Annotated in this window: 23 protein-coding genes and 1 tRNA gene; 15 read left to right on the forward strand and 9 right to left on the reverse strand. The window is 65.7% G+C overall.

Annotated features, from left to right (window positions below; genetic code table 11):
* Positions 1 to 10: 10 nt before the first annotated feature.
* The 8 genes from PMI42_RS37390 to PMI42_RS03085 all read right to left on the reverse strand — a co-directional run bounded on the left by PMI42_RS37390 (position 11) and on the right by PMI42_RS03085 (position 4,819).
* Positions 11 to 2,521, reverse strand: a complete 2,511-nt coding sequence (locus tag PMI42_RS37390; RefSeq protein ID WP_008130493.1) for an MT-A70 family methyltransferase — start codon at positions 2,519 to 2,521, stop codon at positions 11 to 13.
* On the reverse strand, positions 2,518 to 3,024 hold the full coding sequence (locus PMI42_RS03060; protein WP_008130494.1) for an HNH endonuclease: 507 nt from the start codon (positions 3,022 to 3,024) through the stop codon (positions 2,518 to 2,520). Before PMI42_RS03060 ends, PMI42_RS37390 begins: the two co-directional genes overlap by 4 nt.
* Positions 3,021 to 3,590: a DUF2312 domain-containing protein gene (locus PMI42_RS40740; RefSeq protein ID WP_008130495.1), complete on the reverse strand. Its 570-nt coding sequence runs from the start codon at positions 3,588 to 3,590 to the stop codon at positions 3,021 to 3,023. The genes PMI42_RS03060 and PMI42_RS40740 overlap by 4 nt, the downstream gene beginning before the upstream one ends.
* Complete coding sequence (locus tag PMI42_RS03070) at positions 3,587 to 3,784, reverse strand: hypothetical protein (protein WP_008130496.1); 198 nt, start codon at positions 3,782 to 3,784, stop codon at positions 3,587 to 3,589. The genes PMI42_RS40740 and PMI42_RS03070 overlap by 4 nt, the downstream gene beginning before the upstream one ends.
* Positions 3,781 to 3,975, reverse strand: a complete 195-nt coding sequence (locus PMI42_RS03075; protein ID WP_008130497.1) for a hypothetical protein — start codon at positions 3,973 to 3,975, stop codon at positions 3,781 to 3,783. The genes PMI42_RS03070 and PMI42_RS03075 overlap by 4 nt, the downstream gene beginning before the upstream one ends.
* Positions 3,975 to 4,244 (reverse strand): hypothetical protein, encoded by a 270-nt coding sequence (locus tag PMI42_RS03080; RefSeq protein ID WP_008130498.1) that lies wholly within the window; start codon positions 4,242 to 4,244, stop codon positions 3,975 to 3,977. The genes PMI42_RS03075 and PMI42_RS03080 overlap by 1 nt, the downstream gene beginning before the upstream one ends.
* Positions 4,241 to 4,414 carry a hypothetical protein gene (locus tag PMI42_RS39935; protein ID WP_008130499.1) on the reverse strand — a complete coding sequence of 58 codons (174 nt, stop codon included), beginning with the start codon at positions 4,412 to 4,414 and terminating at the stop codon, positions 4,241 to 4,243. The genes PMI42_RS03080 and PMI42_RS39935 overlap by 4 nt, the downstream gene beginning before the upstream one ends.
* Before the next feature lie 162 nt (positions 4,415 to 4,576).
* A complete protein-coding gene (locus tag PMI42_RS03085) occupies positions 4,577 to 4,819 on the reverse strand; it encodes a helix-turn-helix domain-containing protein (protein ID WP_008130500.1) in 243 nt (80 codons plus the stop codon).
* Here PMI42_RS03085 and PMI42_RS37395 point away from each other — a divergent pair.
* The 9 genes from PMI42_RS37395 (at position 4,818) to PMI42_RS03130 (ending at position 8,108) form a co-directional block, all read left to right on the forward strand.
* The gene (locus PMI42_RS37395) at positions 4,818 to 5,516 is read left to right on the forward strand and encodes a LexA family transcriptional regulator (RefSeq protein WP_081502869.1); all 699 of its coding nucleotides are present in this window, start codon (positions 4,818 to 4,820) and stop codon (positions 5,514 to 5,516) included. The two genes, PMI42_RS03085 and PMI42_RS37395, sit on opposite strands and share 2 nt — an antisense overlap.
* 106 nt (positions 5,517 to 5,622) lie before the next feature.
* Positions 5,623 to 6,096 (forward strand): hypothetical protein, encoded by a 474-nt coding sequence (locus PMI42_RS03095; protein WP_008130502.1) that lies wholly within the window; start codon positions 5,623 to 5,625, stop codon positions 6,094 to 6,096.
* A complete protein-coding gene (locus PMI42_RS03100) occupies positions 6,096 to 6,299 on the forward strand; it encodes a hypothetical protein (protein WP_008130503.1) in 204 nt (67 codons plus the stop codon). The genes PMI42_RS03095 and PMI42_RS03100 overlap by 1 nt, the downstream gene beginning before the upstream one ends.
* Positions 6,300 to 6,301: 2 nt before the next feature.
* Positions 6,302 to 6,508, forward strand: a complete 207-nt coding sequence (locus PMI42_RS03105) for a hypothetical protein (RefSeq protein ID WP_008130504.1) — start codon at positions 6,302 to 6,304, stop codon at positions 6,506 to 6,508.
* On the forward strand, positions 6,505 to 6,906 hold the full coding sequence (locus PMI42_RS03110) for a hypothetical protein (RefSeq protein ID WP_008130506.1): 402 nt from the start codon (positions 6,505 to 6,507) through the stop codon (positions 6,904 to 6,906). Before PMI42_RS03105 ends, PMI42_RS03110 begins: the two co-directional genes overlap by 4 nt.
* Positions 6,903 to 7,358 carry a hypothetical protein gene (locus PMI42_RS03115; protein WP_008130507.1) on the forward strand — a complete coding sequence of 152 codons (456 nt, stop codon included), beginning with the start codon at positions 6,903 to 6,905 and terminating at the stop codon, positions 7,356 to 7,358. The genes PMI42_RS03110 and PMI42_RS03115 overlap by 4 nt, the downstream gene beginning before the upstream one ends.
* The gene (locus tag PMI42_RS03120) at positions 7,355 to 7,612 is read left to right on the forward strand and encodes a hypothetical protein (RefSeq protein ID WP_008130509.1); all 258 of its coding nucleotides are present in this window, start codon (positions 7,355 to 7,357) and stop codon (positions 7,610 to 7,612) included. Before PMI42_RS03115 ends, PMI42_RS03120 begins: the two co-directional genes overlap by 4 nt.
* A complete protein-coding gene (locus PMI42_RS03125) occupies positions 7,609 to 7,875 on the forward strand; it encodes a hypothetical protein (RefSeq protein WP_008130511.1) in 267 nt (88 codons plus the stop codon). Before PMI42_RS03120 ends, PMI42_RS03125 begins: the two co-directional genes overlap by 4 nt.
* Positions 7,872 to 8,108, forward strand: a complete 237-nt coding sequence (locus tag PMI42_RS03130; protein WP_008130513.1) for a hypothetical protein — start codon at positions 7,872 to 7,874, stop codon at positions 8,106 to 8,108. Before PMI42_RS03125 ends, PMI42_RS03130 begins: the two co-directional genes overlap by 4 nt.
* A gap of 41 nt (positions 8,109 to 8,149) precedes the next feature.
* Here the strand turns inward: PMI42_RS03130 and PMI42_RS03135 are convergent.
* Positions 8,150 to 8,224, reverse strand: a tRNA-Glu gene (locus PMI42_RS03135).
* Between the two features lie 223 nt (positions 8,225 to 8,447).
* On the opposite strand from PMI42_RS03135, the gene PMI42_RS03140 reads away from it, so the two are divergent.
* From PMI42_RS03140 to PMI42_RS03165, 6 genes are all read left to right on the forward strand, one after another.
* Positions 8,448 to 8,702: a PilZ domain-containing protein gene (locus tag PMI42_RS03140; RefSeq protein WP_008130515.1), complete on the forward strand. Its 255-nt coding sequence runs from the start codon at positions 8,448 to 8,450 to the stop codon at positions 8,700 to 8,702.
* Positions 8,703 to 8,870: 168 nt separating this feature from the next.
* Positions 8,871 to 9,521, forward strand: a complete 651-nt coding sequence (locus PMI42_RS03145) for a hypothetical protein (RefSeq protein WP_008130516.1) — start codon at positions 8,871 to 8,873, stop codon at positions 9,519 to 9,521.
* A 91-nt stretch (positions 9,522 to 9,612) separates the two neighbouring features.
* Entirely contained in the window at positions 9,613 to 9,819 is a 207-nt protein-coding gene (locus PMI42_RS03150) for a hypothetical protein (protein ID WP_008130518.1), read from the forward strand.
* Between the two features lie 199 nt (positions 9,820 to 10,018).
* Positions 10,019 to 10,645, forward strand: coding sequence for a PilZ domain-containing protein (locus PMI42_RS03155; protein ID WP_008130524.1), 627 nt, complete (start codon positions 10,019 to 10,021; stop codon positions 10,643 to 10,645).
* A gap of 123 nt (positions 10,646 to 10,768) precedes the next feature.
* Positions 10,769 to 11,776 carry an acyl-CoA desaturase gene (locus PMI42_RS03160; protein WP_008130526.1) on the forward strand — a complete coding sequence of 336 codons (1,008 nt, stop codon included), beginning with the start codon at positions 10,769 to 10,771 and terminating at the stop codon, positions 11,774 to 11,776.
* Between the two features lie 125 nt (positions 11,777 to 11,901).
* Positions 11,902 to 12,189: a hypothetical protein gene (locus tag PMI42_RS03165; RefSeq protein WP_008130528.1), complete on the forward strand. Its 288-nt coding sequence runs from the start codon at positions 11,902 to 11,904 to the stop codon at positions 12,187 to 12,189.
* Positions 12,190 to 12,203 lie beyond the last annotated feature (14 nt).

Here is a 12,203-nt window from a genome sequence, read left to right on the forward strand (position 1 = left end):
AGTCGCCCCCTCACGCCCGCACCTCGATCCGTCGATCAGCCGGCACAACCAGCTGCGCCAGGAACGCGCGCCCGTCGTCGGTGAGGCTGATTTTGGTGGTGCCGCAGAATGCCAAGCCCTTGCCGACGAGATGGCGCAGCATTTCGAGCTCGGCGCCCTCGCCCGCCTCGATCGCCAGCAGCGCCCGCTGTTCGGCCAGCTCGCCCGCATCGACAGGCAGCCGCGTTTGCAGACATCCGTCGACCACCTCGGCCGGCGGCGCGTCCTCGATCTGGCGCGACACATCGAACAGGCTCGGCTGCGGCGCGCGGTAGGGCTCGGTCAGGTCGGCGGGCGCGGCGGGCTTGGCCTCGGCGGCCTCCAGCTCGCGCAGGCGGTCCCAGCCCGCCCCGCGCAGCTGCCATTGCTCATCGGAGACGTAGGTCAGCCCCTGCGCGACGTAGCGCGGGCCGATTGTCGGCGCGAGGTCGCGGCGCGCGTGGCAGAAGTCAGACAGGATCTTGAGCTGCTCGCGCTCCGACAGCTGCTCGACCTCAGCGGCCAGAGCGTCGGGCGATGGCGCCAGCCAGTCGGAGCCGGCCAGCTGGTCGATCGCGATGACGTCCTCGGCGTCATAGGGCGCGCGGTCGACGCCGTCCGAAACGGCCGCAGCGGCGCTGGCCCCGTCCGATGTTGCATCCGCCGCGGCCGCCTCGGTCTCACCGGAGGGCACTCCAGCGGAAGGCGAGTCAGGATTAAAACGCCGTTCCAGCTCGGCCATCCGATCGAGCCCCTCGTCGGTCACAACGAGTTCATCGTCGATGTCGACCACGACAAGGCCGCGCTTGATCAGGTCTTGAACGCCGGGACCGGACACGCCGACGCGCGCGTCGATCGCCGCGAGGGCCTTCCACTCGATGAACACAGGGTCATCCGACGGCGGTAATTTAACAGCCGCGGATGATTGCTGCGCGATCACTTCGCGCCAGTGCGCATCGCATGCCTTGTCGCGCGCGAGATCAAACGGCGCACATTCGCAGCGGAACGACCAGCCACACTGGCAGGCGGCGACGTCGAAAGCGACGTCGCCCTGGTAATCGCGCATCATTTTCACGACGTGAAGGTCGGCAATCGCCGGATGCTGCCAAAGCCGCGCGTCGTCCTGCGCCTTGCGATAGGCAACGAAAGCCTCGCGGCGTGCATCCGTGTCGGCGGCCGGCGCGACGTCGGGCGCATCGAAGCCCCACGCGGCCCAGCCCTCGCGGCGCCGACGCGCGTTGAACTCCACCTTGGGCGTGGTCGGCCAGTGGAATTCGATGATCTCGTGCAGATTGTCGGGCTTCTCCGAATGCCCGCCGACCGGCGCCGAGAAGTTGCTGCGGAAATGTGCCGTCGCGGGAGCGACGACCTTCCCCCGAACGCCGACGAGGACGATTTCATGCTCGCCGGTGAACCAGTAGCCGGGACCGCGAGCCTCGCCGGAGCGTTCCTTGTTCCAGACCAGGCTGGTGACGTAACGGAAGCCCTGCAGCTCGAGCACCTTGATGCCGATCGCCAGATGCGGGGACGTCACCCATTTGAAGATGATGCAGTCCTCGGCGAGACACGCGAACCGCTCGGCGCAGCGCGCGACGATCGCCTCCGGCGTCTGCGCGTCCTCGGCGGTCTCGTAATGCATCGACGGGCTTTTTTCGCTGCCGGTCTCTTCCGACCAGGCTGCGTGATGCCACTCGAAATCCTCGATCGCGACGCCGTAGAAGCTGCCGGGCAAGGCCTGGATCTTGCGGCCGGTCTCGGCCTCGCGCTCGGCCCTGCGCTCTTTCTTGGCTGCGATCTTGTCGACCCGGATCTCGCGGATCAGCGGCGCGAGCGCTTTCTTGGCGTCGTCGGTCAGCTTGCCGGAAGCATCCCGCGTCAGCGCCTTGGCGATCTCGGCCTGGCGCTCGACCGGCTGCGTCGCGATCTCGGCTGCCGCCGCGACCGACAGGTCGCCTGACTTGACCGCCTCGACCACTTCCGGAACCGCCGCCCGTTTGACACCCTTTGCGCGCTCGACGGAACGCTCGCTGACCTTCAGCGTGTCGGCAGCTTGACGGTCGGTCAAAGCGCCAATTGGCGCTTTGCTCCGGTCACCACCGCGCCTAAGCGTTGCCAGATCGGCTGCAACCATGGCACGCTGGCTTTCGCTCATGTGGCGACGGTTGAGGTTTTTCGACAGCACGAAGGCGAGCGCCTCGGCGTCGTTTTCGACCGGGGCATCGCAGTACAAGCCGTAGTCGCAGAGATCGGACAAACGCTCGGCCGAGAGAGGCTCGCCGGACCACCTGCCCCATTCATTGCCGAGCACCTCGCCGGTCGAGACCAGCCAGACCAGGGCGCGATAGCGGTTGCGGCCGTCGAGGATCTGATCGGCACCGTCGACCGTGATCAGCGCAATCCGGTCATGCAGACCGTTGATACGGATGTCCTCGGCGAGATCGTAAAATTCCTGCCCCTCGATCAGCGGGAACAGGTTGGCATAGGGATGAAATGCGAGCGTCAAAACGGCATCCCCTCGATCTGTGCCGAGGCCGTGAGCGCGTCGGCGATGAGCTGCTGCACGATGGCGTCAAGCGTCGGCGCCGTGCCGCGCGTGCGGCGGCTGATAGCGTTGTCGCGCTTGGTGGCCCAGCGCAGATTGCAGCGGCGATTGTCGAGGGTCTGGCCGTTGATATGGTCGACCACGTGCGCGGCGAGGAACGCGTCATCCCAGCCAGGATCGGCCGCGATCATGATCTCGCGATGCGCGCGCACCGTGGAGCGCTGCGGGCCGACATTGCGCTTGGCGTAGAGCATCCAGCTGTCGCCGCGCCCGTTGCCGGCGTGCCAGACGTTCCACATGTTTTCCGACAGCCAGGCGTAGTCGACCGCATCGACCAGCATGAAGATCGGCTCGCGCTGCGACAGCCAGATCCGGCGGCACGGCGTTGCCGACAGGTCCGGCAGATCCGGCAGGTCGAAGGCGACGGCGCGAGCTTCGACAATATTGACCGGCGCCTGCATCATGCCGACACCCCGCGCGAGCGCCGCTCGGCGCGATCGGCAGCCGACAGGACATGGCTTTTCCGTCCGCCGTCGATCGTCGCCTCGACGGCATCCGAATCCAGCAACCGGCTCGGCCGCTCGCGCCGCGGCTCCGGTGCGACATACTCCTCGGCCGAGGCCTTGCCGGTTTCATCGCGCCAGAGCCGCATCGGCTTGCCGCCGACGCGCGCGATGATCTCGCCGTTGTTCGGGATCAGCAGCTGCAGCGTCTCGATCAGTTGGTCGCGGCCGAGGCCGTCCTGCGCCAGGGCCTTGACCTGCTCATGCAGCGGGCTGTCCTCGGCCATGCCGAGCGCGTGCATATAGACCGCATCGACCGATTCAGCTTCGGCCAAATCGTTCGGGTCGATCTTGCGGCGGCGAATGATACGACGCATCGACTTGACGTCGAACCCACGTGATGCAGCCTCCGCAAAAACGGCTTTCTTGTCGTCGCCGAGCGCCTTGCGCTCCTCCTCGATCCGCTCGACGCGGTCGATGTAGGACTGTAGCTCCTCGCGCGCGGCCTTGGTGTGAGGTTCGGTCACGCCCGCCCCCGCTTCCAGAGCTGCGCGGCCGAGACCAGCAGCGTGTAATCGCAGCCCTCGAAATCAGCGTCGTAACGCATCAGGTCATGGGCGATGCGATGCGGCGTCCAGGTCTTGAGATCGTGGCCATTGGCGAGCGCACGCGCCGCGGCGTCAGCGACCATCGCGACTGTCGGGATGGCGCGCGCAGTCATGACGCCCTCACCAGCTCGCGGAAATTGGCGACCCAGCCGGCAACCAGGCTTTCCGGCAGGTTCAATTCCCGCGCGATCTCCCACGTGTCGTGCTTGTGCAGCCAGAGCGTGATCGCTTCGCGGTAACGCTTGAGCTGCTGCCGCGAGACGTCGTTCGCATTCGGCGAGCGGTGTCGAATGAGCGCCCCCATCACACGCCCTCCAAAAGGCCGGCATCGACGCGGTACGGCTTGACCTGGAAATAGCGGGGGCTCTCGCCGGGAACGACAAACAGCCCGCAGACGTCGGAGCGGACGAACGGCTCGCCGTCGATCATCAGCAGCGTCGGCGCGTTGTCGTCGATCGTCAGCGTCGCCACGCAGCGCGCGCCGTCGAGGAAATGGCACTCGGCCTGGACCACCCGGATGCGGCCCATTGGCGGGGGCGCCAGCGGCGAGGCATTGTCGCGAGGCCGCCTCATGACCGCACCTGGCCAAAACCGTCGGCGCTTTCGCGGGAGCGGCGCTCGTCGCGCAGCACCCGCGCCAGAGCCCCGACACAGAGCAGCGCGCCGGCCAGCAGCACGGCGGCGAACATGATCAGAAAGCGCAGATCGTCAGGATCTGCGACGCGCGTCACGACGTCCGTCATTGCCCCACCCCCTCCTCAAAAGTCCCTCGAAATGCAGGGCGCGCTGCGTTTTCCACACGCGTCCACAGGGCGCGGAAACGACCGCGCACCCCGGTTGTCCACAGGCTGAAAATTCGCCGTGCGCGGGCCGCGCCGGACGTCGACCATTGCCGGGTCCGCGATTCATGTTCCCGGACATGGAACAGCCCCCGCCTCGTCAATCGCCTGCGTCCTCGGACCGACCCCGACCCAGTCATTCGGAGTCACGGCGCCTTCGGTCAGATCGAAAATCAGCGCCATCGCCTTCTGATCGGGCTCGCGCTCGCCGGCCCGGTAACGCCGCACGGTTTCGCCCGACCAGCCGGCCTTTCTGCCGAAGGCCGAATTGCTTTCCCGCTCTCTGAGCATCCAGGCGTCGAATCTCATGGATTCACCTCAACACCATTTTGGTGATGATTCGCAAGGAGCCAGCACCGGAATGGTGGTGGCAACCAACACCATTTTGGTGCCCCGTTACCCTATGAAGGGCAAATATCCGAACGGCCTCGCCGAGGCGCTGGCACGACGCAGCAAGGACATGTCTCAGGCGGACCTCGCCCGGGCCGTGGGGACGAGCACGCAGCAGATCAACCGGTTGCTGCACGGCGAAAGGGAGATGACGGCGCTATGGGCTGAAAAGCTGGCGCCCGCATTACGCACATCTCCCGAAAAGCTCGTCTTCCCGGGACTGCGCACGTTCCGCGCCCCGCTGCTCTCATGGGTCAGCGCCGGCCGGCTCGCGCATCAGGAGGGTGTCCGCAAGACAGACGTGCGCAAATACGTGTATTTGGCCGACCTTCCGCGGGGTGACTGGATCGTGCTGGAGGTGGACGGCGATTCCATGGATCGCGTGGCGCCCCACGGCTCTTACATCTGCGTCAATCTGGCCGACCAGCGAACCGTCAATGACAAGTTCTTCGTGTTCGCCACGCCGGAGGGCGACGCGACGTTCAAGCGGTTCAGGTCCGGCAATCCGCCGCGGCTTCAACCCTATTCCACAAATCCCGACCATGAGACCCTTCAGATGACGGGCGAAACGTCGGTTGTCGGCAGGGTCGGGCGGGTGATCAATGACCTGGAGTAACGTCACCTAAAAGGCAACGATCACCAATTTGGTGCAAGAAAGGTTTGACCGTACACCATTTTGGTGATTTTTTGTTTCCCGTGAAACACCACGGGAGACCGCCGCCGTGTCGCGCCCAACCGACCTGTCCGCCGCCGACTTCGCTTTCCAGCTGAAGCTGCACGGCTTCATGCACCTTCGCGCCGAAGGCCGCTTCGCCGACGTCCGCGCCAAGGGCTGCCCGCGCACCGAGCCGGTGATGCGCGGCAAGCGCCTGAACCGCCAGGCGACGCTCGACGCGCTGATCCGCGACCGCAACGCCCGCAAGGACGCAGCGGCCGCCGCCGAAGCGGTCCAGATCGAGCGCGAACGCATCGCCGAGACCATCGCCCCGCGCGCCCTGCCCGCTGCCCGCGCCAGCCTCGAGGGCGCCGACGCGATCGCGCAGCTCGCCGACGACTTCATCACCATCACCACCCGCAGCGAAGGTGTCGCCCTGCCTGACCTGGTGCGCATGGGCTGGCGGAAATCGCAGGTGTACGCATGGCTAGAGGCCGCCCGCACGCTGGCCTATGCCCGGCAGAACGGGGCTGCGGTCTGATGTGCATCTATTTCCCCGACCTGCTGCTGGTCTGCGGGTGCCCGGACTGCACCGTCTGCGTCGACCGCGAATTGCCGCTCGGACCGCCCACCACCATATCCGCGCGCGACATGCGCTGGCGCAAGCTGCTCGCCAGTCGCCATTTCATCGCCGTCGCGATCGAGGCCCCGCTGGCGTCGACACCCATCATCCGGAGCGCGTGACCATGGGCACGCGCGCCAACCAACAACATCCCGGCTACTTCCTTCGCCTGCTCAAATTCAGCCCCTTTGAGCGGGCGCCGCGCGGCGGCTGGCGCTTCGGCACGCGACGCATTGGTGATGCGGTCGTCGCAAGGCTGGTCGCCAGCGGCCGCGCGGAGATCCGGGGCGAGCAGCTGATTGCCTGTCAGCGCCAGGAGGGCGAGCGATGAACGTGCAGCCGGATACGCGCAAAGGTCTGTCGGACGCTGATCGCGCCGAGATCGAGCGGCTTTGCTCGACCATGGCGAAGCCGACGCCGGGCAAAATCTCTAACAAGATCGGCCGTGACGTCGGGACCGTCGCATGGTTCATGATCACGCACGGCCTGATCGAGCGCAAAATTCAGTACGGCGGCCCCGCATCTTACATGCAGGGCGGCAAGGTGGTGTTTCGCTACACCGAGGAGCACGATCGCAAGATCGTCGCGATGCGGCGCGACGGAAAGTCTGTGCGCGAGATCGCCGCGGCCGTAACCGATGAATTCGGCATCGCCCGCACGCCCCACAGTATCGACGTTCGGCTCAAGATGCTTGCGGCTTATGACGGCGGACCGGAGGACGGGCTTTGACCGACGAAACCCGACAATCAGCGACGCAATCCGTGTCGCACGTCGAGCGCCATCCGGGACCGTTTATTGGGCCGGACGTCGATCTTGCCCGAGCCTGCGCGGTGGTCACCATAGCCGACTACGGCAACGACACGCCGGAAGAGCACCAGCGCATCATGGCCGGCGGCATCTGGAACGACCACATCGCCGTGCAGACGGCGTTGACGGCCATCCACTCGATCCGGAAAGCCGATGGTCGCGCGGAGCTGCGGCAACTGATCAGCGACCTGTCGTCCGACCTGACCGACGAAGGCGCTAACTACTCGACCGAAGGTCTGCACGAAATGCGCCGGCGCGTCGCAAACGCGCTCGGCAAAGCGGAGTGCCCCGACTGGCTGCACGAGTATCTCGACGCCGAGGTGATCCAGTTTCCCAAGCAGCTAACCACGTCTCACCGGCCGGAGGGCAAATGAGCGTCAACATGATCATGGCCGGCGCGCTCTGGCGCGACCTCAACGCCCGAGGCGTGCGGCACCTCGACCTCGGCCATTGCGAGGCGATGGTCGCGCGCATGCTGGACTGCACCCGCGCCGTCGCGGCCCGGATCAGCGACGACGACAAGCCGCCGCGGCGCTGCGACACCGGCGAGGTCGATCTCGACCTCAGCTGTATGGTCTGCGGCGCCGTCGAGGGCGAGACGTGCCGGCAGCTGGAGGGGCGGCAGTGACCAAGCTCCACTGGCAGGAAGGTGCATATCCCGGCGACAACCGCCGCCTGCTCATGTGCGGGACGGTCGCTGTCGGCGCCATCTTCCTCCCCGGGCCGCGCGCCCGCTACACGCGTTGGCGCGCATGGTGCACAGCCAGGATGAATGCGGCGGAAGGCACCGAACGAAACCCGGATCAGGCCAGGACGGAAGTCGAGAAGCGCTTCACCGAGTTTCTACACCTCGCCGGTCTCGCTCCCGCCGAGCCGAGGGACGACGCATGATCACCGAGGCGCAGCTGCTCGCCGACATCGCGCTGGTCTCCGAGATCATCCTCGCGCACGGCGAGAAATACGCGCCGCTGCTCGACCGGCTCGAGCAGGAGGTCGAGGCCCGCCGCCGCAGCGATCCCCTCAGCCGCGCCCGCATGCACCTGGCACGCTCGAACGCAGCGGGAACGAACACCCCGGCGCAGTGTGTATCAGAGTGTGTATCACCCGATTTGCCCCGCCGATAACATCTTGAATTTGAAATGAGATTTTGTCGCGCCCGGCCCGGTGGCGCTCCCTAGCGGAATCGAACCGCTCTCTCCACCGTGAAAGGGTGGCGTCCTAACCGATAGACGAAGGGAGCAACGCAGGGCCCCGTCGCTTGTGGCGACACGGCCGTACCGTCCGAGTCGTGCCCGGCGGCTTGCAGCGGGCGAACCTATAATGGCCTTTGCGCGCCTCGGCAAGCCGTTCGGGGCGGACTTTTGGAACCGGTGGATAGCGCCGCCCCCCGGGATCATTCGGGGGAGATTTCAACGGTTTCTTAGGGTTCCCGGAGGTAGCGCTGGAGCGGGAGATTTTTGCCAATGCCACAGCCCAAGAAGCGCGCAGCCCGCAAGCTGCTGTCGCAGCATGCCTGGATCACGCTCGACGGCGGGTTCGCGGCACGGCATTGCCTGGTCCAGGACATCTCGAGCTCCGGCGCCAAGATCACCATGGACGAGGACGCCAGCCAGCTCCCGGGCGTGATCCGGATGGCGTTCGCCCGCGATGCCCGCACCGGGCGGAGCTGCCAGGTGATCTGGCGCCGCGGCAAATCGGCCGGCATCAAGTTCATCTGATCCCGCCAGACATTGCCCGTGCCGCAGGTGCGGATGGGCGGACGGCGGGCCGGCCAATTTCCGCCGCGGCGCCATGAACCTCCCTGCCCCTCAGCTTCGACCAATGCTGGACGTTACGCCGCAGCCGGCGCCACGGCATCATCGAGATCGCAAGACCCGGGCAGGTGCATGGAGCAGCGCAAATCCACCGTGGAAGACCAGTCCGGCGCCGCGCCGCCGCCCTGGATGCACCGCACGGCCCACGCTGCCCCGGAGCGGCGCGCCAAAATGCTGGAGCACATGGCCCGCGCCAGATCGCTTCCGCAAGCCCAGGCCGCGCCCGCGCCGGTGCAATCAGGCAAGAGCGGCACGGACCTGCTCGGCGATCTGATCGGCTACATTATCTTGTCCGGCTTCTTTGCGCTCGTCTTCATGTCGCGCATCCCGCTTTATATCGGGGCCTTTCTCTTCCTCAGCGACGGCGAGCGGATCGAAACCGTGCTGTCGAAGGTCGGAATCCGCTTCGAGCCCGATACGATCGGACCGGATCTCGTCAAGGGCTTCGCGTCCTGGTTCGGGTGGTTCGCGCTGCTCGCCTCGCTGAAGGGGTCCGCTCCGGCCTTGATCGCGCCGTGGTTGCCACCGACCGAGTCATGGTCCCTCATCGCCGGCATCGCCCTTCTGCTCGCGAGCGTCGAAGCATGTGCCGCGTTCGCGGTGCGACAGGCATTGCCATGGTTCGGATGGCAGAGCTGGCCGAACAGCCTGACCTGGACCACGATCAAGCTCGTCATTGCGATCGGGGTGCTGGCTCTGCTGATCCTGCTCGCCGCACTATGAACGACGTCAGGCCTCCGTAAGGCACGGCGGCTAGCCTCGAGGCACCGATTCACAGACACCGCTTCCCGCCGATGGCGCCAAGCAGCCAGACATGAGCCTCCTCGAGCCGCAAAAGCTGCGACAGATCGCGATCGTGTCGCGCGCGCTGGCACGCCAGGACGGTGTCGACTACCGGCAGACCTCGCGGCGCGAGCGCCATCTGTACCGCCGCGAAGCGATCATCACGCTGCTCGGCAACTGGACCCTCGACGACATCCGCTGCGCCAACGGCCTCATCGACAAACGCCGGGCCGGCTAGCGGCCGCATCACCGCTCGCAATGACGCGGTTGTGAATTTGCCTGCCCCATCGACGGGACCTTATGCCGCTTCCCCCGGTGGATTACCTGCCCGTCATTTACCGGAAATTTACCCCTGCTCATGGGCGGCGGTATCATTTGCTTAGAATTTGAACGCTACCGTGAATCTACGGAAACAGTCCGAAACACGATTGGCGCTCATGTCCGTCTCCGAGTTCCTCAGGCAGCGTGCAGTGGAAGTCGCCGTGAGTGGCAGCTACTCGCTGCCGCGCTGGTACGATTGTGAGGGCAAGCTGCGCACTTTCGCCTGCCGGACCAAGCGCGTCTCGCCCTTCCGCATGATCGTGGACGTGCCCGTCGTCGGCAAGATCGGCGAGCGCGTGACCTCCTATTTCCAGGACTTCGGCGAATTCCAGTGCACCATCAGCGCCACGCTGAAATCGGGCTTCCTGATGGAACTCGACATGACGCGCGCGCGGCGCGCCTGGATGTCGGAAAAGCTGACCTGGCTGGAGAAAAAGCAGAAAGACGCCAGCGTTCAGGAGCTGCGCAACGACGCGCGCTTCGTCCCCCAGGTCTCGCACACCTTCCTGACGCTCGCCGACGGCAGCAGCCACCCCTGCTTCATCATCGACGTCTCCACGGCCGGCGTCGCCATATCCTGTGAGTACGATCCGCCGGTTGGAACCCCACTCGCGGTCGGCGCTTGCGTCGGGCGCGTCATCCGCAAATTCGACAACGGCTTCGCGGTCAGGTTCGCCGAAAAGCAGCAGCGCGACGACCTCGTCCGCCTGATCGTCCGCTCGCCCTTGCAGCAGTCGGCCTGAGCCGGCCCGGGGCAATCTTAACTGTTTTTTAACTAAAGACTGGAGGCGGCGGCCGCTGCGCGATAGGCTGCAATCCAGCATGTCCGCAATCGTAGCGGGCCCTGAAATATTGGAAGTCCCGGAATGTCCATCGCTGAGTTTGTCCCGGCATCGACCACCCAGAACGCTCCCACCGCAGCAAAGCCGCAGCTCCCGCCAGGCGTCGTCACCGAAGGCCCGCTCGTTCAGGCCAAGCTGCGCGAGAGCTATCTCCTGCTCGGCATCCTCTATGTCGGCGCGGTCGCGGGCATCATCTGGGCCGTCACGCAAGGCATCGGAAAGGTCGAGCTGTTCACATTCGCCTGGATGTTCGCGCTGACGACGTTCGGCATCGGCGCGGGCATGCACCGCCTGTTCGTCCATCGCAGCTTCCGCACCGGCCCGATCATGCGCGTGTTCTTCTGCGCCATCGCCCAGATGGCGGTGCAGGGCTCGATCGCGAAATGGGTCGCCAACCACCGCCGCCACCATCTCTATGCCGATGACGTCGGCGATCCCCACAGCCCGCAATTCGACGGCTTCGGCAATCGCTATGTCAGCGCGCTCAAGGGTTTCCTGCACGCCCAGGGCAGCTGGGTGTTCGACCAGGCCACCACCGACAACGAATACTACGCCAAGGACATCCTCGCCGATCCCATTGCGATGTTCTTCGTGCGCACACGCTGGGTCTGGTACGGGATGTCGGCCGTCTTCATCCCCGGCGTGGTCGGCTACACCTTCGGCGGCGTGCACACCATGATCGGCTGCGTGCTGTTCTCCGGCCTGCTCCGGGCCTATCTGCTGATTTTCGTCAGCCAGTTCACCGGCTCGATCTGCCACGCCTACGGCTACCGACGCTTCGAGGTCGACGACGCCTCGACCAATGAGTTCGTGACCACGATCCTCACCTTCGGCGAGGGTCTGCACAACAACCATCACCGCTTCCCGCGGGACGCCTATATCTCGCACGCCTGGTGGGAGATCGATCTCAACGGCCTGATCATTCTGGGCATGGAGAAGATCGGTCTCGTCCACGACGTCTTCCACGCCTCGCACCGTCAGTTGGAGCTGGCGTCCGAAGCCGAAGCGCAGGCGGCCACGACGGCACGCTGAAGCCGGCAGGCGGTGGCCTCCTCGGCCGTCTCGCCTGCCCTATCGCGGCCCCATTGCGGGATCAGCTTTTGGGGGTCCGTGCCTGATGCCGGACCTCATTTGCGGACTTGCGATCGGGGGACCGAATGGCAGTCAACAGGATCACGGTCGATAAGATCAAAGTCGACAAGATCAAGGTCGAGAAGATCACTTGGGACAGGGTTGGCCGGGTCAACGAGCCCGGACGCTACATGTACACGTTCGGCTGGCTGACGATCACGGCCGGCGATCTCGATATCTGGAAACAATATCCGCAGGCCGCTTTCACCCTGCTCGCGCAGTTCCCGCGGCCGGATCAGGCGACCGGCGAGGAATATCATCTCGGCGCTTTCGATGTGGCGCCCGAGCCGGGGCCGCCGTTTACGACCCACTGAGGCCGGGCGCGGTC

Source organism: Bradyrhizobium sp. YR681, from assembly GCF_000282615.1.
Classification (GTDB): Bacteria; Pseudomonadota; Alphaproteobacteria; order Rhizobiales; family Xanthobacteraceae; genus Bradyrhizobium.

Bases quoted from the DNA above. Each gene is read 5' to 3' on its own strand.
- PMI42_RS03150 (WP_008130518.1), top strand. From the start codon at position 9,613: ATGAGCCTCCTCGAGCCGCAAAAGCTGCGACAGATCGCGATCGTGTCG.
- PMI42_RS03070 (WP_008130496.1), bottom strand. From the start codon at position 3,784: ATGACTGCGCGCGCCATCCCGACAGTCGCGATGGTCGCTGACGCCGCG.
- PMI42_RS03140 (WP_008130515.1), top strand. From the start codon at position 8,448: ATGCCACAGCCCAAGAAGCGCGCAGCCCGCAAGCTGCTGTCGCAGCAT.
- PMI42_RS03120 (WP_008130509.1), top strand. From the start codon at position 7,355: ATGAGCGTCAACATGATCATGGCCGGCGCGCTCTGGCGCGACCTCAAC.
- PMI42_RS03085 (WP_008130500.1), bottom strand. From the start codon at position 4,819: ATGAGATTCGACGCCTGGATGCTCAGAGAGCGGGAAAGCAATTCGGCC.
- PMI42_RS03145 (WP_008130516.1), top strand. From the start codon at position 8,871: ATGGAGCAGCGCAAATCCACCGTGGAAGACCAGTCCGGCGCCGCGCCG.
- PMI42_RS03110 (WP_008130506.1), top strand. From the start codon at position 6,505: ATGAACGTGCAGCCGGATACGCGCAAAGGTCTGTCGGACGCTGATCGC.
- PMI42_RS39935 (WP_008130499.1), bottom strand. From the start codon at position 4,414: ATGACGGACGTCGTGACGCGCGTCGCAGATCCTGACGATCTGCGCTTT.
- PMI42_RS03080 (WP_008130498.1), bottom strand. From the start codon at position 4,244: ATGAGGCGGCCTCGCGACAATGCCTCGCCGCTGGCGCCCCCGCCAATG.
- PMI42_RS03130 (WP_008130513.1), top strand. From the start codon at position 7,872: ATGATCACCGAGGCGCAGCTGCTCGCCGACATCGCGCTGGTCTCCGAG.
- PMI42_RS03075 (WP_008130497.1), bottom strand. From the start codon at position 3,975: ATGGGGGCGCTCATTCGACACCGCTCGCCGAATGCGAACGACGTCTCG.
- PMI42_RS03105 (WP_008130504.1), top strand. From the start codon at position 6,302: ATGGGCACGCGCGCCAACCAACAACATCCCGGCTACTTCCTTCGCCTG.
- PMI42_RS03060 (WP_008130494.1), bottom strand. From the start codon at position 3,024: ATGATGCAGGCGCCGGTCAATATTGTCGAAGCTCGCGCCGTCGCCTTC.
- PMI42_RS03155 (WP_008130524.1), top strand. From the start codon at position 10,019: ATGTCCGTCTCCGAGTTCCTCAGGCAGCGTGCAGTGGAAGTCGCCGTG.
- PMI42_RS03100 (WP_008130503.1), top strand. From the start codon at position 6,096: ATGTGCATCTATTTCCCCGACCTGCTGCTGGTCTGCGGGTGCCCGGAC.
- PMI42_RS03160 (WP_008130526.1), top strand. From the start codon at position 10,769: ATGTCCATCGCTGAGTTTGTCCCGGCATCGACCACCCAGAACGCTCCC.
- PMI42_RS03165 (WP_008130528.1), top strand. From the start codon at position 11,902: ATGGCAGTCAACAGGATCACGGTCGATAAGATCAAAGTCGACAAGATC.
- PMI42_RS37395 (WP_081502869.1), top strand. From the start codon at position 4,818: ATGGATTCACCTCAACACCATTTTGGTGATGATTCGCAAGGAGCCAGC.